18 protein-coding genes are annotated in these 17243 nt (G+C 71.3%); 9 read left to right on the plus strand and 9 right to left on the minus strand.

What is annotated here, in order from left to right; translation table 11 throughout:
- Nucleotides 1–51: 51 nt before the first annotated feature.
- The 3 genes from VKN16_23770 to VKN16_23780 are packed head-to-tail and all read left to right on the plus strand — an operon-like array spanning nt 52 to nt 3745.
- On the plus strand, nt 52–2403 hold the full coding sequence (locus tag VKN16_23770; protein HME97233.1) for a xanthine dehydrogenase family protein molybdopterin-binding subunit: 2352 nt from the start codon (nt 52–54) through the stop codon (nt 2401–2403).
- A complete protein-coding gene (locus VKN16_23775; protein HME97234.1) occupies nt 2400–3269 on the plus strand; it encodes an FAD binding domain-containing protein in 870 nt (289 codons plus the stop codon). Before VKN16_23770 ends, VKN16_23775 begins: the two co-directional genes overlap by 4 nt.
- Nucleotides 3266–3745 carry a (2Fe-2S)-binding protein gene (locus VKN16_23780; protein HME97235.1) on the plus strand — a complete coding sequence of 160 codons (480 nt, stop codon included), beginning with the start codon at nt 3266–3268 and terminating at the stop codon, nt 3743–3745. The genes VKN16_23775 and VKN16_23780 overlap by 4 nt, the downstream gene beginning before the upstream one ends.
- 24 nt (nt 3746–3769) lie before the next feature.
- On the opposite strand, the gene VKN16_23785 is transcribed toward VKN16_23780, so the two are convergent.
- Both VKN16_23785 and VKN16_23790 read right to left on the minus strand, forming a co-directional pair.
- Nucleotides 3770–4381 (minus strand): HAD family phosphatase, encoded by a 612-nt coding sequence (locus VKN16_23785; GenBank protein HME97236.1) that lies wholly within the window; start codon nt 4379–4381, stop codon nt 3770–3772.
- A 56-nt stretch (nt 4382–4437) separates the two neighbouring features.
- The gene (locus VKN16_23790; GenBank protein ID HME97237.1) at nt 4438–4893 is read right to left on the minus strand and encodes a hypothetical protein; all 456 of its coding nucleotides are present in this window, start codon (nt 4891–4893) and stop codon (nt 4438–4440) included.
- Between the two features lie 285 nt (nt 4894–5178).
- On the opposite strand from VKN16_23790, the gene VKN16_23795 reads away from it, so the two are divergent.
- Nucleotides 5179–5937 carry an enoyl-CoA hydratase/isomerase family protein gene (locus tag VKN16_23795; GenBank protein HME97238.1) on the plus strand — a complete coding sequence of 253 codons (759 nt, stop codon included), beginning with the start codon at nt 5179–5181 and terminating at the stop codon, nt 5935–5937.
- Nucleotides 5938–5944: 7 nt separating this feature from the next.
- Nucleotides 5945–6496, plus strand: a complete 552-nt coding sequence (locus tag VKN16_23800; protein HME97239.1) for a gamma carbonic anhydrase family protein — start codon at nt 5945–5947, stop codon at nt 6494–6496.
- Between the two features lie 15 nt (nt 6497–6511).
- On the opposite strand, the gene VKN16_23805 is transcribed toward VKN16_23800, so the two are convergent.
- The 6 genes from VKN16_23805 to VKN16_23830 all read right to left on the minus strand — a co-directional run bounded on the left by VKN16_23805 (nt 6512) and on the right by VKN16_23830 (nt 11971).
- A complete protein-coding gene (locus tag VKN16_23805; GenBank protein ID HME97240.1) occupies nt 6512–7300 on the minus strand; it encodes an SDR family oxidoreductase in 789 nt (262 codons plus the stop codon).
- Nucleotides 7301–7333: 33 nt separating this feature from the next.
- Complete coding sequence (locus VKN16_23810; GenBank protein ID HME97241.1) at nt 7334–7957, minus strand: CoA pyrophosphatase; 624 nt, start codon at nt 7955–7957, stop codon at nt 7334–7336.
- Nucleotides 7957–8748, minus strand: a complete 792-nt coding sequence (locus tag VKN16_23815; GenBank protein ID HME97242.1) for an aldolase/citrate lyase family protein — start codon at nt 8746–8748, stop codon at nt 7957–7959. Before VKN16_23815 ends, VKN16_23810 begins: the two co-directional genes overlap by 1 nt.
- Nucleotides 8749–8763: 15 nt before the next feature.
- Nucleotides 8764–9930, minus strand: coding sequence for a CoA transferase (locus tag VKN16_23820; protein ID HME97243.1), 1167 nt, complete (start codon nt 9928–9930; stop codon nt 8764–8766).
- Complete coding sequence (locus tag VKN16_23825; GenBank protein HME97244.1) at nt 9927–10832, minus strand: alpha/beta hydrolase; 906 nt, start codon at nt 10830–10832, stop codon at nt 9927–9929. Before VKN16_23825 ends, VKN16_23820 begins: the two co-directional genes overlap by 4 nt.
- 101 nt (nt 10833–10933) lie before the next feature.
- The gene (locus tag VKN16_23830) at nt 10934–11971 is read right to left on the minus strand and encodes a DUF481 domain-containing protein (GenBank protein ID HME97245.1); all 1038 of its coding nucleotides are present in this window, start codon (nt 11969–11971) and stop codon (nt 10934–10936) included.
- A gap of 177 nt (nt 11972–12148) precedes the next feature.
- On the opposite strand from VKN16_23830, the gene VKN16_23835 reads away from it, so the two are divergent.
- Complete coding sequence (locus VKN16_23835; GenBank protein ID HME97246.1) at nt 12149–13012, plus strand: isocitrate lyase/PEP mutase family protein; 864 nt, start codon at nt 12149–12151, stop codon at nt 13010–13012.
- Nucleotides 13013–13065: 53 nt separating this feature from the next.
- Complete coding sequence (locus VKN16_23840; GenBank protein ID HME97247.1) at nt 13066–13473, plus strand: hypothetical protein; 408 nt, start codon at nt 13066–13068, stop codon at nt 13471–13473.
- A gap of 137 nt (nt 13474–13610) precedes the next feature.
- Here VKN16_23840 and VKN16_23845 read toward each other — a convergent pair whose 3' ends face one another.
- Entirely contained in the window at nt 13611–14015 is a 405-nt protein-coding gene (locus VKN16_23845; GenBank protein ID HME97248.1) for a hypothetical protein, read from the minus strand.
- Between the two features lie 263 nt (nt 14016–14278).
- Between VKN16_23845 and VKN16_23850 the strand changes: the two genes are divergently transcribed.
- The gene (locus VKN16_23850; protein ID HME97249.1) at nt 14279–15673 is read left to right on the plus strand and encodes a hypothetical protein; all 1395 of its coding nucleotides are present in this window, start codon (nt 14279–14281) and stop codon (nt 15671–15673) included.
- A gap of 7 nt (nt 15674–15680) precedes the next feature.
- On the plus strand, nt 15681–17243 hold a 1563-nt coding region (locus tag VKN16_23855; GenBank protein HME97250.1), incomplete at its 3' end, for a PHP domain-containing protein.

A 17243-nucleotide genomic window follows, 5' to 3' on the forward strand; every position in this document is an offset into this window, starting at 1 on the left:
GAGTGCGGGGGCCATGTCTGGGCCCCCGCAGCTGAACAGGGGTCACGGTTGATGGGCGCAAAGTATTTTGGTGCATCGGTCAAGCGCAAGGAAGACCCGCGCTACCTGCGCGGCGAAGGCCGCTACGTGGACGACATCAAGCTGCCCGGCATGCTCCACGCCGCCTTCGTGCGCAGCCCGTACGCGCACGCCCGCATCACCGCGATCCGCCCCGAGGCGGCCCGACGGCTGCCCGGCGTCGCCCACGTGTTCACGTTCGCGGACCTGGAGCGCTGGATGAAGCCGCTGCCGCTCTTCGGCGCGATCCCCCCGGGCCTGGCCGCGCGCGTGCAGGTGACGATGAGACAGGTCGGTCAGCTCGCCATGTGCCGGGACGAGGTGCGGCACGTGGGCGAGATCGTGGCCATGGTGCTGGCGTCGAGCCGCGCGGTCGCCGAGGACGGCTGCGAGCGGGTGGAGGTGGACTACGAGCCGCTCCCGGTGCTGGCCGACGTGATCACGGCCGGCGAGCCCGGGGCGCCCGTGCTCTATCCCGAGTGGGGCGACAACGTGGCGCTCTCATTCAAGACCGGCTTCGGCGACGTCGAGGCGGCGCTGCGCCAGGCCGATGCCCGGGTGCGGGAGCGCTTCGTCATCCCGCGCTACGTGGGCATGCCCATCGAGACGCGCGGGGTGGTCGCGCAATGGGATCAGCGCGACGGCAGCCTCACCACCTGGAACGGCACCCAGGTCGTGCACTTCGTCCAGCAGGGTCTGGTGGCCGCGCTCGGGCTGCCGCCGAGCCGCGTTCGCGTCATCGCCCCCGACGTCGGGGGCGGCTTCGGCACCAAGGCCAACGGCTATCCGGAGGACCTGCTCATCCCCGCCGCGGCGATCGCGTCACGCCGGCCGGTGAAGTGGACCGAGGATCGGCGCGAGCACATGATGGGCTCGGCGCACGCGCGCGCGCAGGTGCACGACATCGAGATCGCGGCCCGCCGTGACGGCACCATGCTGGCGGTGCGCGACCGCATCTGGGTCGATCTGGGGGCCTACAACTCCTGGGGCATCGTGCTGCCGTACAACACGGTCGCCCATCTGCTCGGCCCGCATCGCGTCCCCAATCTGGACGTGGAGTGCCGCGGGATCGTGACCACCAAGACGCCCAACGCGCCGTATCGGGGCGCGGGCCGTCCCGAGACCGTCTTCGCGATGGACCGCATCGTGGACTGCCTGGCCCGCGAGCTGCGCCTGGACCCGGCCGAGCTGCGCCGGCGCAACTACCTTGCCCAGGCCGACATGCCCTACGAGCTGAACATCCCGTACCGCGACGGCAATCCGCTCGTGTACGACAGCGGCGACTGCAAGGCCTCGCTCGAGGACGCGCTTCGTGCGGTCGGCTACGAGGCCCTGCGTGCCGAGCAGGCCCGGCTCCGCGAGCGGGGCATCTACCGCGGCATCGGTCTCTCCGGCTACGTGGAGGGCACCGCGATCGGGCCCTACGAGGGCGCGACCGTGAAGCTCGACGCCTCGGGTCATGCCACCGTGGCCACCGGCGCGTGCAGCCAGGGCCAGGGCCACGAGACCTCGTTCGCGCAGATCGCGGCGGACGCGCTGGGCATCCCGCTCGAGTGGGTGACCGTGGTGGGCGGCGACACCGCGGCCATTCCGTTCGGGGTGGGCACGTTTGCCTCGCGCAGCGCGGTGAACGCGGGCAGCTCGATCCACGAGGCGTCGGGCCGCGTGCGCGAGAAGATCGTCACCGCGGCGGCCGCCCTGCTCGAGGCCGCGCCCGCCGACATCGAGGTCGCCGACGGTGTGGTCTCGGTGCGCGGGGCGCCGGGATCGGCCACGCCACTGGCCGGGGTGATCCGGGCCGCGATCCCGACCTTCGCGAAGCCCGGTGTGGCCTCGCCCGATTTCGAGGCGACGGTCTATCACCATCAGCCCACCGTGACCTACACGAACGCGGTCCACGTGGCGGTGGTGGACGTGGATCCGGGCACCGGCGCGGTGAAGCTCCTCCGTTACCTGGTCGCCCACGACTGCGGCAAGCTCATCAATCCGGTGATCGTCGAGGGCCAGATCCACGGGGGCGTCGCCCAGGGCATCGGCGGCGGGCTGCTCGAGGAGATGGTCTACGACGAGCAGGCCCAGCTCCTCACCGGCACGTTCATGGACTACCTGGTGCCGACCGCGATGGAAGTGCCCGCCATCGAGACGGTCCACCTCGAGTACCCGTCGCCCCGCAATCCGCTCGGCATCAAGGGCATCGGCGAGGGCGGCGCCATCTCGCCGCCGGCCGCCATCGCCAACGCGGTGGAGGACGCGCTGTCGCCCTGGGGCGTGCGGGTGACGCGCACGCCGCTGGGCCCGTCGGTCGTGCTCGGGCTGCTGGAGCGCGCCGGGGCGAAGCCGGCATGAAGGCCGCACCATTCGAGTACGTGGCGCCGGTCACCCTGGACGACGCGGTGGGCGCGCTGGCCGGCGAGGGCGGGGACGCCAAGGTCCTCGCCGGAGGACAGAGCCTGATCCCGATGCTCGCGCTCCGGCTGGCGCGGCCGACGCTGCTCGTCGACATCAACCACATCGCGGGCCTCGACGGCCTGCGCGAGTCGTCGGGCACGCTCGAGATCGGCGCGCTCGTGCGGCAGCGCCGTCTCGAGCGCTGGGCCGCGTCGCGCTCCGATCTCTTCGCCGAGGTGCTGCGCCACGTCGCCCATCCGCCGATCCGCAATCGCGGCACCGTGGTCGGCAACGTGGTCCATGCCGATCCCGCGTCGGAGCTGCCCGCGCTGCTGCTCTGCCTGGAGGGCGTCGTGGTCGCGCGCGGGCCCCGGGGCGAGCGCACCCTCGCGGCCGATCGGCTCTACCGGGCTCCGTTGACCACCTCACTGGGCGCCGACGAGGTGGCCACCGCGGTGCGCTTCGCCTTGCCGCCGGCGGGGGCGGGCTGGGGGTTCGCGGAAGTGTCGCGGCGGCACGGCGACTTCGCGCTGGTCGGCGCCGTCGCGGTTCTGGCCCGCGCGGCCGGCGGGCCGGTCACGCGCGCGCGCCTGGCCTTCTTCGGGGCCGGTGGCACCCCGATGCGGGGCGTGGCCGCCGAGCGGATCCTGGAAGGCCACGAGCCCACGCCGACCCGGCTCGGTGAGGCCGCGCGGGCGGCGGCGGCCGCGCTGTCGCCGGACGACGACATCCATGCCACCGCGGCCTACCGGCGGCGGGTGGCCGCGACGCTGGCCGAGCGCACCCTCGCGGCCGCCCTGGCGCGGTGCGGGAGCGGCGCATGAGCCGGACGATCCGGTTGACCGTGAACGGCCAGGAGCACGAGCGCGCCGTCGAGCCGCGCACCACCCTGGCCGACTTCCTGAGAGAGGACCTCGAGCTGACCGGCACTCACGTCGGCTGCGAGCACGGCGTGTGCGGGGCCTGCACGGTGCTGCTCGACGACGAGCCGGTGCGCTCGTGCCTCATGCTCGCGGTGCAGGCCGACTCGCGGCGCATCACGACCATCGAGGGCGTGGCGCCCGCCGAGGGCCTCCATCCCATCCAGGAGGCGTTCTGGGCCAAGCACGGACTGCAGTGCGGCTACTGCACGCCCGGCATCGTCATGAGCGCCTGCGCGTTTCTCCGCGAGCGCCCCGACCCCTCGCCGGAGGAGATCCGCGAGATGCTGGCCGGGCACCTGTGCCGCTGCACCGGCTATCACTTCATCGTCGAGGCGATCGAGGCGGCGGCCCGCGCGCTCAGGGCGGCGGACAAGTAGGACGCCATCGGTCGGCCGCGCGGTTTACCCGACCAGCGACCGCAGGCGCGCCAGGGCGTCGGGGCCGTCGAACTGCAGCGTGCGGAGGCCGATGCGGGCAGCGCCCTCGATGTTGTCGGCGCGGTCGTCGACGAAGAGCGCCTGGGGCGGCTCGAGGCCGAGGCGCGCGAGGCAGTGGCGATAGATCCGCGGGTCCGGCTTGGACAGGCCGACCTCGCAGGAGATGACCACTGCGTCGAAGAGGCGATCGATCGGTCGCTCGCTCCGCAGCTTTGCCATGACCTCGGGCCCGCTGTTGGACAGGAATGCGGTGCGGCCGCCCCGGGCTCGGAACCCGGCGGCGAGCGCCCACACCTCGTCGTCGTGGACGAGCCAAGACGCGACATCCTGCTCGATCAGCCAGGCCAGGTCAAGCGCGTCGACGGCGCGGGCGGAGCCGACTGTGGCGAGCACCCGCTGCCAGTACTCGCGCGCGGGCAGCCCGGCGTCGTACGTCTGGCGATGCTGCCAGTAGGCGGAACGGAGGGTGTCCGCCGTCGTGCCGATGCGGGCCGCCGCCGGATCGAACCAGCGCTGGTCCTGCGGGCGGCTCAGGACGTTGCCGTAGTCGAGGATCAAGCCGGCCGGACGCGTCATCGAACTTCCTTGGGGCCCGATGCTACGCGAAGACGCGCCCGGCCGTTCGCTTCGGTTTACCGGACCATGATGCCCCCGAAGGAGCCGTAGCCGTCCTGCCCGTAGCCGGTGCTGAAGCCGCCGGCGCAGGAGCCCACGACCTTCCAGCTGCCGGGCGACGTCATCGCGCGGAGCTCGCCCGCCATGCACATCGTCGCCATGGAGCGAGGCGGGCCGCCCGGATCTCGCGGCGCCGGCGGCGGCACCATGTTGCGGTACCGGATGAGGCCGGCTTCCGCGTTGACGAGGCGCTCGATGGCCTCCCAGCGGCGGGCCTGCCGGATCTGCTCCTCGCTGAGGGCCGGCTTGCCGATGCCCACCGGGCCGATCCACTCGGCCGCGTCCCGATGCGTGGTGGGGATGTCGATCTTGTACTGGGTGACCCGGGTAACGCCACGGTCGTCGGTGTATCTCCACTGCGCGTCGGCGTGACCGGCCAGCAGCAGAAGACCGGCGCCGAGCCCGATCGTCATCGCAAATCGCTTCATATCCTCTCCCTCTGAGGGTCGTCTCGACCCGGACTTGTGAAGCGTCTTGACCAGGATGGATGGCAAGAGGCAGGCCACCCCTGGAGACCTGGTGAATCGGCGCGTTACGCTCAACCCGCAATCATTGCGCCGGGAAGTCTCCCCCTATGCCCAGAAGGGAATTTCCCATGTTGGCGACTCGGCCGGTGCCGCGAGGGGGCGTGCTACGATGCGGCGACCGAAATTCTGCACAAGGGGGCGCGAGGGGTGTCGAGGCAAGACGAGGTCCTGGTGACTCGCGACGGGCCGGTGATGACGCTCACGTTCAATCGTCCCGAGGCGCACAACGCGCTCACCTGGAACATGTACGACCGCCTCTACGAGACGTGTGAAGAAGTCGACCGCGACGATTCGGTACGCGTGCTGGTGCTGCGGGGCGCCGGGGGCAAGGCGTTCGTGGCAGGCACCGACATCAGCCAGTTCCAGGCATTCGAGCGGGCCGAGGACGGCATCGCCTACGAGCGCGACGGCGACCGACGCATGGCGCGCCTCGAGGCGGTGCGCAAGCCGGTGATCGCACAGGTCCAGGGCTTCGCGGTGGGCGGCGGCTTCCGCATCACCACGTGCTGCGATCTCCGTATCGCCACGCCGGAGGCGCGCTTCGGCGCGCCGATCGCCCGCACCCTCGGCAACTGCCTGTCCATGGCCGCCTACGCACGCTTCGTCGACATGTTCGGCCCCTCGCGCGTGAAGGAATTGCTGTTCACCGCGCGGCTGCTCACCGCGGAGGAGGCGCACGCGGCGGGCTACGTGCAGGAGATCGTGCCGGCGGACCGGATCGAGGCGCGGGTGGCTACGCTGGCGCGCCAGATCGCCGACCACGCGCCGATCACGCTGTGGGTCACCAAGGAATCGATTCGTCGGCTCTCCGCGAGCCGGACGCTGCCCGAGGACGAGGACCTGATCGCCGCCACCTACACCAGCGCCGATTTCCGGGAGGGCGTACGCGCCTTTCTCGACAAGCGTCCGCCGCGGTGGACCGGCCGGTGAGAGCGCGATGATCCGCGGCGTGCCCGGCCGCACCCCGCGCGTGCACCCGGAGGCCTACGTGGATCCGGCCGCCCAGGTGATCGGCGACGTGACGATCGACGCGGGGGCCAGCGTGTGGCCGTTCACGGTGCTCCGCGGCGACCAGGACAACTTCGTCAAGCTCGGCCGCAACTCCAACGTGCAGGACAACTCGGTGCTCCACGTCACCCCCGAGTTCCCGTGCATCGTCGGCGACAACGTGACGATCGGCCATCGGGCGGTCGTGCACGCGTGCACCGTCATGAGCAACTGCCGCATCGGCATCGGCGCGGTGGTGCTGACCGGGGCGGTCGTGGAGGAGGGCGCGCAGGTGGGCGCGGGCGCGCTGGTGCCGCCGGGCAAGGTGGTGCCGGCGGGCTGGCTCGTCATGGGCGTGCCGGCCAAGCCGGTGCGGAAGATGAGCCAGGACGAGCTCGACGACATCCTCCGCAACGCCGTCGAATATCTCGACCTCTGGCACCGCGACTATCGGGGTCAGGTCTTGCATTCCGACATTTCCGGGTCTGACCCCGGGAGCTGACGTCCTGACCCCCGATCAGGGGACGTTCGGGGTGGCGCCGAGATCGCGGGCGGTCCGGAGATCGGCGGATTGATCGCGCAGGATCGTGGGGCTCATCACGATCTCCTCGATCACGGTGCGCGCGGGCAGGGTCACGCACAGCAGGATGGCGCGGGCCACGTCCTCGGCCTGCATCATGGTGGCCCGCGCCGTCTCGTCGGGCACCAGCGGCCGGTTGTCGAGGATCGGCGTGTCCACCTCGGCCGGCATGATGGTGGTGGCGCGGATGCCCTTCTCGCGCAGCACGGTGTGCACGTGGCCCATCAGGTTGCGGACGCCGGCCTTGGCCGCCCCGTACGGCGCGCCGCCGATGAGCCCGGGCTTCAGCGCGGCCAGCGAGCTGACCGTGATGATGGTCCCGCCGCCGCGCGCGATCATGCTGGGCAGGACCGCCTGGGTGAGCGCGTAGACGCCGGTCAGGTTCACGTTGACCACGGCGTCCCACTCGTCCTGGGGCACCCAGCGCACGTTGCGGGCCTTGCTGGAGTGGCCCGCGTTGTTCACCAGCACGTCCACCCGGCCGTACTGGGCCACCGTCCACGCGGCGAGCGCGCGCGCCTCCGCAGGCCGCGCCACGTCGCACACGCGGGCCGCCGCGCGGCCGCCCGCCGCGGTGATCTCGCCGGCCACCGCCTCGATCGGCGCCTTGCGCCGGCCCGACACCACCACCAGCGCCCCCTCGGCCGCCAGCATCAGGGCCGCCGAGCGGCCGATGCCGGTGCCGCCACCCGTCATGATCGCCACCTGTCCGTCGAGCACTGCCATGACCCGTCCCTCCCGTGATCTCGAGGCGGCGCCTCAGCGCCACGCCCAGACCGGCTGTTCGAAATGGTCCACGCGCGTGGGCCGCCCGTGCACCACGACCTCGCGCATCTGGTAGAGCACCGCCGCGGTGGGCGCGTGGATGAGCGTGCCGAGCAGCGGTAGCTGGATCACCGGCCGATCGCTCTCCGGGATGCTGATGAGCCGCGGCACGTCCGGCCCGTCCAGCTCGGCGAGCGGCACGCGATAGATCCCGGCGACCTCGTGCGGGTTGGCCACCAGCTCGTGGTCGGGCTCGGCCCACACCACCACCGGGGTGATGATGAAGCCGGAGCGCGTGCCGTAGTCGTCGAGCACCCCGAGCACGGTGCTCTCGTCGAGGGTCAGGCCGACCTCCTCCTGTAGCTCGCGCAGGGCCGCGCGCTCGGCGGTCTCACCGGTGTCGACCCGTCCACCCGGCAGTGCCCACTGACCGGTATGCCGGCGCAGCGTGGCGGCCCGCCGGGTGATGAGGAAGCAGGCGCGGCCCTCCTCGTCGGGCAACAGCACCTCCGCGACCGCCGCGCGCCGGCGCCCGTCGTCCGGCAGCGCGCGCCGCTCGAAGGCGGCCAGGTGGGCGCGCGCCCGGTCGAGCAGCGCGCTGTCCAGCCGCGCCGGCACTAGTAGGCCGGCAGCTTCCCGGTCTTGGTGCCGGTCTTGCGCACGATGCCGACTTCCTCGGCGGCCTTGGCCGCCATGTGCCGGCTGTCGCTGGCGAGGGTCACGAACTGATAGCCCTCGGCGATCATCTTGAGCGCGTAGGTCGCGGTGGCGTTGTGGATGCCCGCGACCACGTTGTGCCGCTTGCACGCCGCCGCGATCTTCTTCTGGGCGTCCACCACCGGGGCGTCGGTCTGGTCGAGCCGGGGCTTCAGCCCCATGGCCAGGCTCAGGTCCGAGGGGCCCACGTAGATGGCGTCCACGCCGTCGACGCTCAGGATGTCGTCGAGGTTCTTGAGCGCCTCCGCGGTCTCGATCATCGGCATCACGATGGTCTCGACGTTGGCGTGATCGCCGTAGTCGCCCCCCGCATAGAGGGAAGCGCGCACCGGTCCCCAGCTCCGGTAGCCGCGGGGCGGATACTTGCACGCGCGCACCATCGCCTCGGCCTCCTGCGGGGTGTTGATCATCGGACAGATGACGCCGTAGGCGCCCGCGTCGAGGATCTTCATCAGGCGCGCCGGGTCGTTCCACGGCACCCGGGCCAGCGGCACCACCCCGAGCGTCGAGATGCCCTGCAGCATGCTCACCGCCACCTGGTAGTCCACCACGCCGTGCTGCATGTCGATGGTGAGCGAGTCGAACCCCTGGTGGGCCATCACCTCGGCCGAGAAGCCGCTCGGAATGGACAGCCAGCCGTTGACCACCGCCTCACCCCTGCCCCAGATCTTCTTCAGCGCGTTCTCTCTCATGGCTCTCCCGATGGGCTAGATGACTTTGTCGTGGCGAAGGGAGGCGATATCGGCGGCGGAGTAGCCGAGCTCGGTCAGGATCTCGTCGTTGTGCTCGCCGGTGTCGGGCGCCGGCGTGCGCACGCGCCCGGGCGTGCGGGACAGCGTGACCGGCGGCGCCTGCAGGTGCAGCTCGCCGAGCGCCGGATGCGCCACCGGCACCGCCATCTTCAGATGCCGAATCTGCTCGTTGTCGTACACCTGCTGGACGTCGAGGATCGGCCCCGACGGCACGCCCTTGGCGTTGAGCAGCTCCACCCACTCCTGGGTCGTGCGCTTGCCGAAGGCCCGCTCCAGCTCGCCCGCGAGGGCCTTGCGGTTCTTCGATCGATCCGGGGCAGTGCGGAAGCGCGGATCGTCCAGCAGCGGCTCGGTGCCCAGCGTCTCGCACAGGCGCCGGAACATGTGCTGGCCCGAGGCCGCGATGTTGAGGTGGCCGTCGGCGGTCCGGAACACGCCGGTCGGGATCGCGGTGGGATGGTCGTTGCCGGCCTGCGGCGGAATCTCCTTGCCGATCAGCCAGCGGGCGGCCTGGAAGTCGAGCATCGTGACCATCGCCTGGAGCAGCGAGGTGTGCACCCACTGACCCTTCCCGGAGCGCTCGCGCTCGAGCAGCGCCACCAAGATGCCCTGGGCCAGGAAGATGCCGGCGGTCAGATCGGCCACCGGGATGCCCACGCGGACCGGCCCCTGGCCGGGCAGGCCGGTGATGGACATGAGCCCGCCCATGCCCTGGGCGATCTGATCGTAGCCGGGACGATCGCGATACGGCCCGTCCTGGCCGAAGCCCGAGATACTGCCGTAGATCAGCCGCGGGTTGATGCGGGAGAGCGTCTCGTAGTCGATGCCGAGCCGCGTCTTGACGTCGGGCCGGAAGTTCTCCACGACGACATCCGCATTCTTGACCAGCTTGTGGATGATCTGGATCCCGCGCGGCGACTTCAGGTCCAGCGTGAGCGAGCGCTTGTTGCGGTGGAGGTTCTGGGAGTCGAAGCCGCGCCGCGGGAAGTCGCCCTCCACGTCCTCGCGCGCGGAGATCTGGACGACCTGCGCGCCCATGTCGGCGAGCTGGCGCACGCAGGTGGGGCCCGAGCGGGCGCGAGTGAGATCGATCACGGTGTAGGGGGCCAGCGGCAGCGTCATCGCGAATCTCCCGGGGCGCTCGCATCGGCGGGCATGATCGCCGAGCCAGTCTGCGACCTGGGGTTGCGGAGCGGCCAGCGCCCGGCGTCCACCGCGGTGAGGAAGTCGAGCAGGGCGCGGTTGAAGAGGTCGGGGTCCTCGAGGTTGATGGTGTGGCCGGCCTTCGGGATCACCACCAGCCCGGACGAGCGGATCTTGCGCTTCATGAAGATGGCCGGCTCGAGGCACGGGTCGTCCTCGTCGCCGGTCATGATCAGCGTTGGCACCTCGAGCCGCTCCATCGCGGCTTCCAGCTCGAAGATGGACGGCCGCGACATCTGCACGCCCCGCATGGTCAGCGCGTGGCCCCGCGCGGACTGGGCCACGAACTGGTCGTAGAACTCCTGCCAGCCCCGCGGATCCTTGTCCATGAACTGCACGCGGGTCGGGCCCTTGGTGTAGAACGAGGCGACGCCGGCCATGCCCTCGGTCTCGAAGCGCCGCGCGGTCTCGTCCACGTCGCGGCGGAACCGCTCGCGCTCGCCGGGCACGCTGCCGTAGCCGGCGCCCGCGACCGTCAGCGACAGCGCGCGCTCCGGATGCCGCAGGCCGAAGTGCAGCACCGCGTAGCCGCCCATCGAGAGTCCGCAGATGTGGGCGCGGTCGATGCGGAGATGATCGAGGACGCCCAGGATGTCGTCCGCGGCCTGTTGCTGCGAGTACGCCTCGGGCTTGTCGGGTACGTCCGACGGCGGATAGCCCCGCGCGTTGTAGGCGATGGTGCGATAGCGCCGGGCGAAGCCGCGCACCTGCAGGTGCCAGCTCTGGTAGTCGCCCGCGAACTCGTGGACGAAGACCAGGGGCACGCCCTGTCCGGTCTCCTCGTAGAACAGCTTGACTTCGCCGACGTGGGCGAACGGCATGGCCTGGCTCCCGATGGCTGCGAGGGATCGCGCGCGACGCGCAAGCGGCAGTCTACTCCAGGCCGCGAGCGCGCTCAACCGACCCGTCTCCGTCTCGGGACTCAGAAGGACCAGCCCGCGCCGAGGATGAAGCGCTGGTCGGTCGTGTCCCGTCCCGGAGCGGGCCGCGAGTCGTAGCGCAGCTCGTAGCGGAACTCGGCGAACAGGGCCTTCCACACGCTCAGGCGCACGCCGGCGTCGGCGTTCAGCAGGTAGTCCCCGCCCGGATCCTCGAACGCGGGCAGGTACTCGAGCTTGTGGTAGAGGTACAGCGGATCGATCGGGGTCCAGTCCACCGCGTAGGCCAGCCGCGCGGCCACGAACTCGTGGCTCGGGGCGTGCTTGAAGTTCTCGTAGACCCACGACACACCGGTTTCCGTCAAGAGATTGAACCTGGGCCCCTCGTACCACTGATAGCCCACGCCGACGCCGGGGGCGAGCCGTACCTCGAGCTCCGCGACCTCGTCGTGCTCGGCCTTGAAGTTGAGGTAGCCGTAGAACTTCTTGGTGAAGAAATGATCGTACTTCGCCAAGGCCATGGCGTAGTTGATGGTGGTGCTCTTCTCGCCGGTGTCCGGGTCCTCCTGCCGCCCGTAGGAATATTCCGCGCCCAGGGTGAGCCGGTCGTGAGGCCAGCGCTTCGCGGCGTTGGCGAGGAAGCCGAGCTGCTCGGTCTGGGAGTTGCCGGTGGTCAGCAAGCCGTTCAGGGACAGCGCGCCCTTCCACTCGGGCAGCGGGGGATTGATGACCGCGATGTCGGTGATGGGCACGGGCTGCGGCGGCGCTCCCGGCGCCGGGCTCGCCTCGACCTGACGGTCGGGGCCGGCCGCCACCCGCGAGGTCACCGGGGGCTCATCCTCGGCGCCCTTCCGGCCCACCCGCACCGGCTCGTCGGTGGAGAACGTCTTCACCTTGCTGAGATCGACGGTGACGTCGCCGGCGCCTTCCGTCTTGATCGTCAGCTTGCCGCCGGTGGCGCTCTGGATCTTGCCGGTGAGGCGGTCGCCGTTCAGGAAGAGGACCTCGTCGGCGAACGATGGAGTGGCCCATACCGCGACGAGACCGACGACGAGGGAGAGAACGAGGGTCAGGCGCGGCATGGAGTATCCTCCCTTGAGAGGTGCGGGGCAGTGCGCAGGACGCATGGCCCGTCCAGGTAACCGGAAGTCGCAGCGTTTGACAACCGTGACGAGCGTGGAACACAATCGCGCGCGTCGCCTCGGATGATCGCCGCATCGTCCGCCGTCGGGCCGAACGCCCGGGAAAGGCTTCAACCAATGCGCACCACGACCCGACTCCGGCAGATGCTCAACGCGCCCGGCATCATCGTCGCGCCCGGCGCCTACGACGGCTTCTCCGCGCGCCTCATCGAGGCGGCCGGCTTCGAGGCGGTGTACATGACCGGCGCGGGTACCGCCGCGTCGCATCTCGGGCAGCCCGATCTGGGCCTGGCCACGCTGACCGAGATGGCCAATCACGCCGGGCACCTCGCCTCCTGCGTGTCGCTGCCGGTGATCGCCGATGCCGACACCGGTTACGGCAACGTGCTCAACGTGGTGCGCACGGTGCGGGAGTACGAGAAGGCGGGCGTGGCCGGGCTGCACATCGAGGATCAGGTGGCGCCGAAGAAGTGCGGGCACATCGCGGGCAAGCAGGTGATCCCGACCGAGGAATTCTGCGACAAGATCCGCGCGGCCGCCGAGTACCGCACCGACCCCGACTTCGTGATCATCGCCCGCACCGACGCGCGCGCGGTCACCGGCCTGGACGACGCGATCGACCGCGGCAACCGCTACGCGGCCGCCGGTGCCGACGTCATCTTCTTCGAGGCGCCCCAGACCGAGGACGAGATCCGCCAGGTGGCGCGCGAGATCAAGGCCCCGCTGCTCGCCAACATGGTCATCGGCGGCAAGACGCCCGCGGTCCCGGTCTCCGAGCTGGAGCGGATGGGGTTCAAGATGGTGATCTTCCCGGCGGTGTGCATGGCCGCCGCCGTGCCCGCGATGGAGAAGTCACTGGCCTACCTCAAGGAGCACGGCACCGACTGGCAGCCCGGGCCGGTGCTGGCCCCGATGGACATCTTCCGGCGCGTGGGCTTCGACTGGTGGCACGGCATCGAGGAGAAGTTCGCCGGCCGCTAGACCGGAGTCCGCTCATGTCCGGGCCCACGAGATACCCCGGCTTGGCTGAGCGCATGAGAGTCCGCGTGCTGTTCTTCGTGCTCACGTGGCTCACCGGGCTGTTGCTGGCCGCGTCCTTTGCCAGCGCGGCGTATGGCTTCGGGCGCATGGCGGCGCCGGAGCGCACGGACGTGATCAGCCTGGCCATCTTCGGGGCGATCGGGCTGCTGTCGCAGGCCGGGCTGTTGCTGGCGCCCTGGGCGGTCACGCGGGGGACGACGCCGCGGACCATCGCCGCGCTCTTGATGGGACCGTCGGGCGTGTTCCTCAGCATCTTCGCCTACGAGGGGTTCACGCGGTACGCCGCGGGCGCCCCGATCTGGGTGGTGGCCTGGGCGGCGTATGTCTGCGGCGTGTTCGTCTATGCGGCCGTCTACGTGGCCCTGGCGCGCGGCCGGCTCGGGCGACGCCCGGGGGAGTAGCCGCAGGCACCGTATCTGGTAGGGCTCCTTCCGAGGGCCCCACTGTATTTTGTTGTTGCAATATACTAAACAAATGACGTGTAATCAGCCCGAGACATCTATAAAGAGAACGCGGCATGGCTATCCCGATCGAGTCCTCACCTCCGCCAGGGTGGGATCGTGAAGGGATCGACGGCCTGCTCGGCCTGTTCCCGCCGGGTCGGCTCAGCGAGATCGTCGGCCCCCGATCCTCCGGCGGCAGCAGCCTGCTCCTGGCCCTCATTGCCCGGATCACGACTCGCGGGCAGGTGGCCTACGTGGACGGGATGGATGCGCTCGATCCCGCCTCCGCCGCGACGGCCGGCGTCGATCTCTCCGCGCTGCTCTGGGTGAAGTGTGCAGGCCGTCTCCGCACGGCGCTGAGCGCCGCCGATCTGCTCGCCCGTTGTCCCGGCTTCTCGCTGATCGTCCTCGACCTCGACGACCTCGGGCCCGTGCCTTTCGCCGCTCAGATCCGGCTGCAGCGGGCGGTGGAAGACCGCGACGCGGCATTGGTCGTCCATACTGCACGTCATCGCGAGGGCAGCCCCGCCTCGCTGGTCGTGACGACTCGGCGTCTGGCTCCCCGCTGGAGGGGACTGCGTCCGCTCACCCGTCTCGGTGGGCTTCGCTCCGAGGTCTCCATCGCCCGCTCCCGCCTCCACCCCTCCTCCCTCTCCCCCCTGGGGAGAGGGCAGGGTGAGGGGGCTGAGGGTGAGGGGGCTGAGGGTGAGGGGGCTGGAGGTGAGAGAGGTGAGGGGCAGACCTGGGCCCTCGACTGGACCCTATGACCCGCATCGCCTGTCTGCTCGCCGCGACCGATGCCGAGCCCGATGGGTCCGTTCACCGCATGCTGCTCCAGGTCGCGCTGTCCCATTCGCCCCGCGTGGAAGACGGCGGCATCGGGCGTGTGTATCTCGACGCGTCGGGATTGCATGGCCTGTTCGGTGACGAGCCCCGGCTCGCCGCACGTCTCCGCGACATGACCGCGGCCGCCGGGGTGACGGCACGTGTGGGCATCGCGGGGAGCCGGCTCGCGGCCCTGGCCGCCGCACGCCTGGGGCCCGGCGCCGCCGTCGTCGATCCGGATGGCGACGCGGCCTACCTGGCCGTCGCGCCGCTCTCCCTGCTCGAGCTGTCGAATGAGCTGTCGGCCCGGCTATCCCGCTGGGGTCTCCGCACGCTCGGGGAGCTGGCCGCCCTGCCGACCGCGGGGCTGTTCGAGCGGCTGGGAGGAGAAGGGGTGCGGCTGCAGCGGTTGGTGCGCGGCGACGACCCGCGCCCGCTGGTCTCCTGGAAGCCGGCGCTGCTCTTCGAGGAATCGGTCCAGTGCGAGTGGGGCATGGAGACGCTCCCGCCGGCGGTCGAGCGCCTGGGCGAGCTGGCCGCGCGAGTGTGCGCGCGCCTCGGCGAGCGCGGGCTCGCGGCCGACGGCTTCGAATGGGCCTGCCGCCTCGACGGCGGCCACCTCCACGAGGGCGCGCTCGCTCCCGCGGTGCCCATGACCGATGGCGCCGCCGTCGCGGCATTGCTCCGCCTCGCGCTCGAGGCGCGTCCGCCCCGCGGTATCGTCCGGGGCCTCACGCTTCGTGCCCGTCCCGCGCGGATCACGGCGATGCAGGAATCGCTCACCGATCGCTCCCGCCCCAGTCCGCGCCTCCTCGCGGCCACCCTGAATCGTTTGGTGGGCCTGGTGGGCGCGGACAGCATAGGCGCTCCGGCGCTGCTCGACAGCCATCGCCCCGACGCCGTGGGCCTGGGCGCCTATGCTCCTCCTCCTTTCTCTCTCTCTTCCCTCCGGGACGCGGGCGCGGCTTCTCCCTCTCCCCTCCGGGCCGCCGACGCGCCTTCTCGCTCTCCCCTCCGGGACGCGGGCGCGCCTCCTCCCTCTCCCCTCCGGGGAGAGGGTAGGGTGAGGGGTATCGGCGCCCTCGCCCTGCGCCGTCTCCGTCCGCCGGCTCCGGCCGCGGTCACGCTCACCTCGGGCCGTCCCGTGGCCTTGCGCTCGAGCCGGCTCAGCGGACGCATCGTGGCCGGTGCCGGCCCGTGGCGCTCCTCGGGCGAGTGGTGGAGCAAGCGGCCGTGGCTCCAGGACGAGTGGGACGTGGAGCTGGCCGACGGCACGCTGTGCCGCCTGGCCAACGACGGCTCCGCCTGGCACCTCGCCGGGATCTACGATTGACCGCTGCATGTTCGTCGAGCTGCACGCGCGCAGCGCTTTCAGCTTCCTGGAGGCAGCGGCCTTGCCCGAGGCGCTGGCCGAGCGCGCGGCCGCGCTCGAGCAGCCCGCCATCGCCCTGCTCGACGCCGACGGCGTCTACGGCGCGCCGCGACTCTATCGCGCCGGCACTCGCCTCGGCATCTCCGCGCGGGTGGGCGCGGAGATCACGCTGGACGACGGCAGCCGCCTCCCGCTGCTGGTGGAAGACCGCGAGGGCTATCAGAACCTCTGCCGCCTGCTCACCCGCGTCAAGATGCGGGCGCCGAAGGGCGAGAGCGCGGCCACCCTCGACGAGCTGGCCGAGTTCGCCCCCGGCCTCGTGTGCCTCACCGGCGGCGAGCGCGGCCCGGTCGCCCGCGCGCTCGAGCGCGCCGGGGCGGCCGGGGGCCGGCGGCTCCTCGAGCGGCTCGTCTCGATCTACGGCCGCTCCAACGTCTTCGCGGAGCTGCAGCGTCACCTGAGCCGTCCGCAGGAAGCGCGCAACGAATGGCTGCGCGAGGAGGCCCGGCGGCTGCGGGTGGCTCCGCTCGCCACCAACGAGCCGCGGCTCATCGCGCGCGGCGATCGCCCCCTGCTCGACGTGCTCACGTGCATCCGCGAGCACACCACCCTCGAGGCGGCGGGCCGTCTCCTCGCGCGCAACAGCGAGCACTTCATGAAGAGCGGCGCGACCATGGAGCGCCTCTTCGCCGACTGCCCGGAGGCGGTGGCGAACACCGGCGAGCTGGCGATGCGCCTCGGCTTCACCCTGAAGGACCTGGGCTATCGCTTCCCCGACTACCCGCTGCCCCGCGGCCAGACGCCCATCGGCTTCCTGCGGGTGCTGGCCGAGCGCGGGGCCCGTGACCGCTACCGCGATGGCCCGCTCGCCGAGAAGGCCCGCCGGCAGATCGCCCACGAGCTGGCCCTGATCGGCCGGCTCGACCTCGCCGGCTACTTCCTCATCGTCTGGGATCTGGTCGAGTATTGCCGCGCACACCACATCCTGGTGCAGGGGCGCGGCTCCGCGGCGAACAGCGCGGTGTGCTACGCCCTTGGCCTCACCGCGGTGGACCCGGTGGGCATGGAGCTGCTGTTCGAGCGCTTCCTCTCCGAGGAGCGCGGGGAGTGGCCGGACATCGATCTGGATCTGCCCAGCGGCGATCGCCGCGAGCGGGTGATCCAGTACGTGTACGAGCGCTACGGCCGGCTCGGCGCGGCCATGACCGCCAACGTCATCACCTATCGCGGGCGCAGCGCGGCGCGCGAGGTCGGCAAGGTCCTGGCCCTGCCCCCCGACATGATCGAGCGCCTGTCGCAGCTCGTGAGCGACTGGGAGTACAAGGATCCCGGCGACAGCCTGCTCGCGCACCTGCAGGAGGCCGGCTGCGATCCCGCGGAGCCGCGCATCCAGCACTTCGGCCGGCTGTGGAGCGCCATCCAGGACGTGCCGCGCCATCTCGGCCAGCACTCCGGCGGCATGGTCATCTCCCAGGGCCGGCTCGACGGCGTCGTGCCGCTCGAGCCGGCCACGATGCCCGGCCGCAGCGTG

Source organism: Candidatus Methylomirabilota bacterium, from assembly GCA_035315345.1.
Classification (GTDB): domain Bacteria; phylum Methylomirabilota; class Methylomirabilia; order Rokubacteriales; family CSP1-6; genus CAMLFJ01.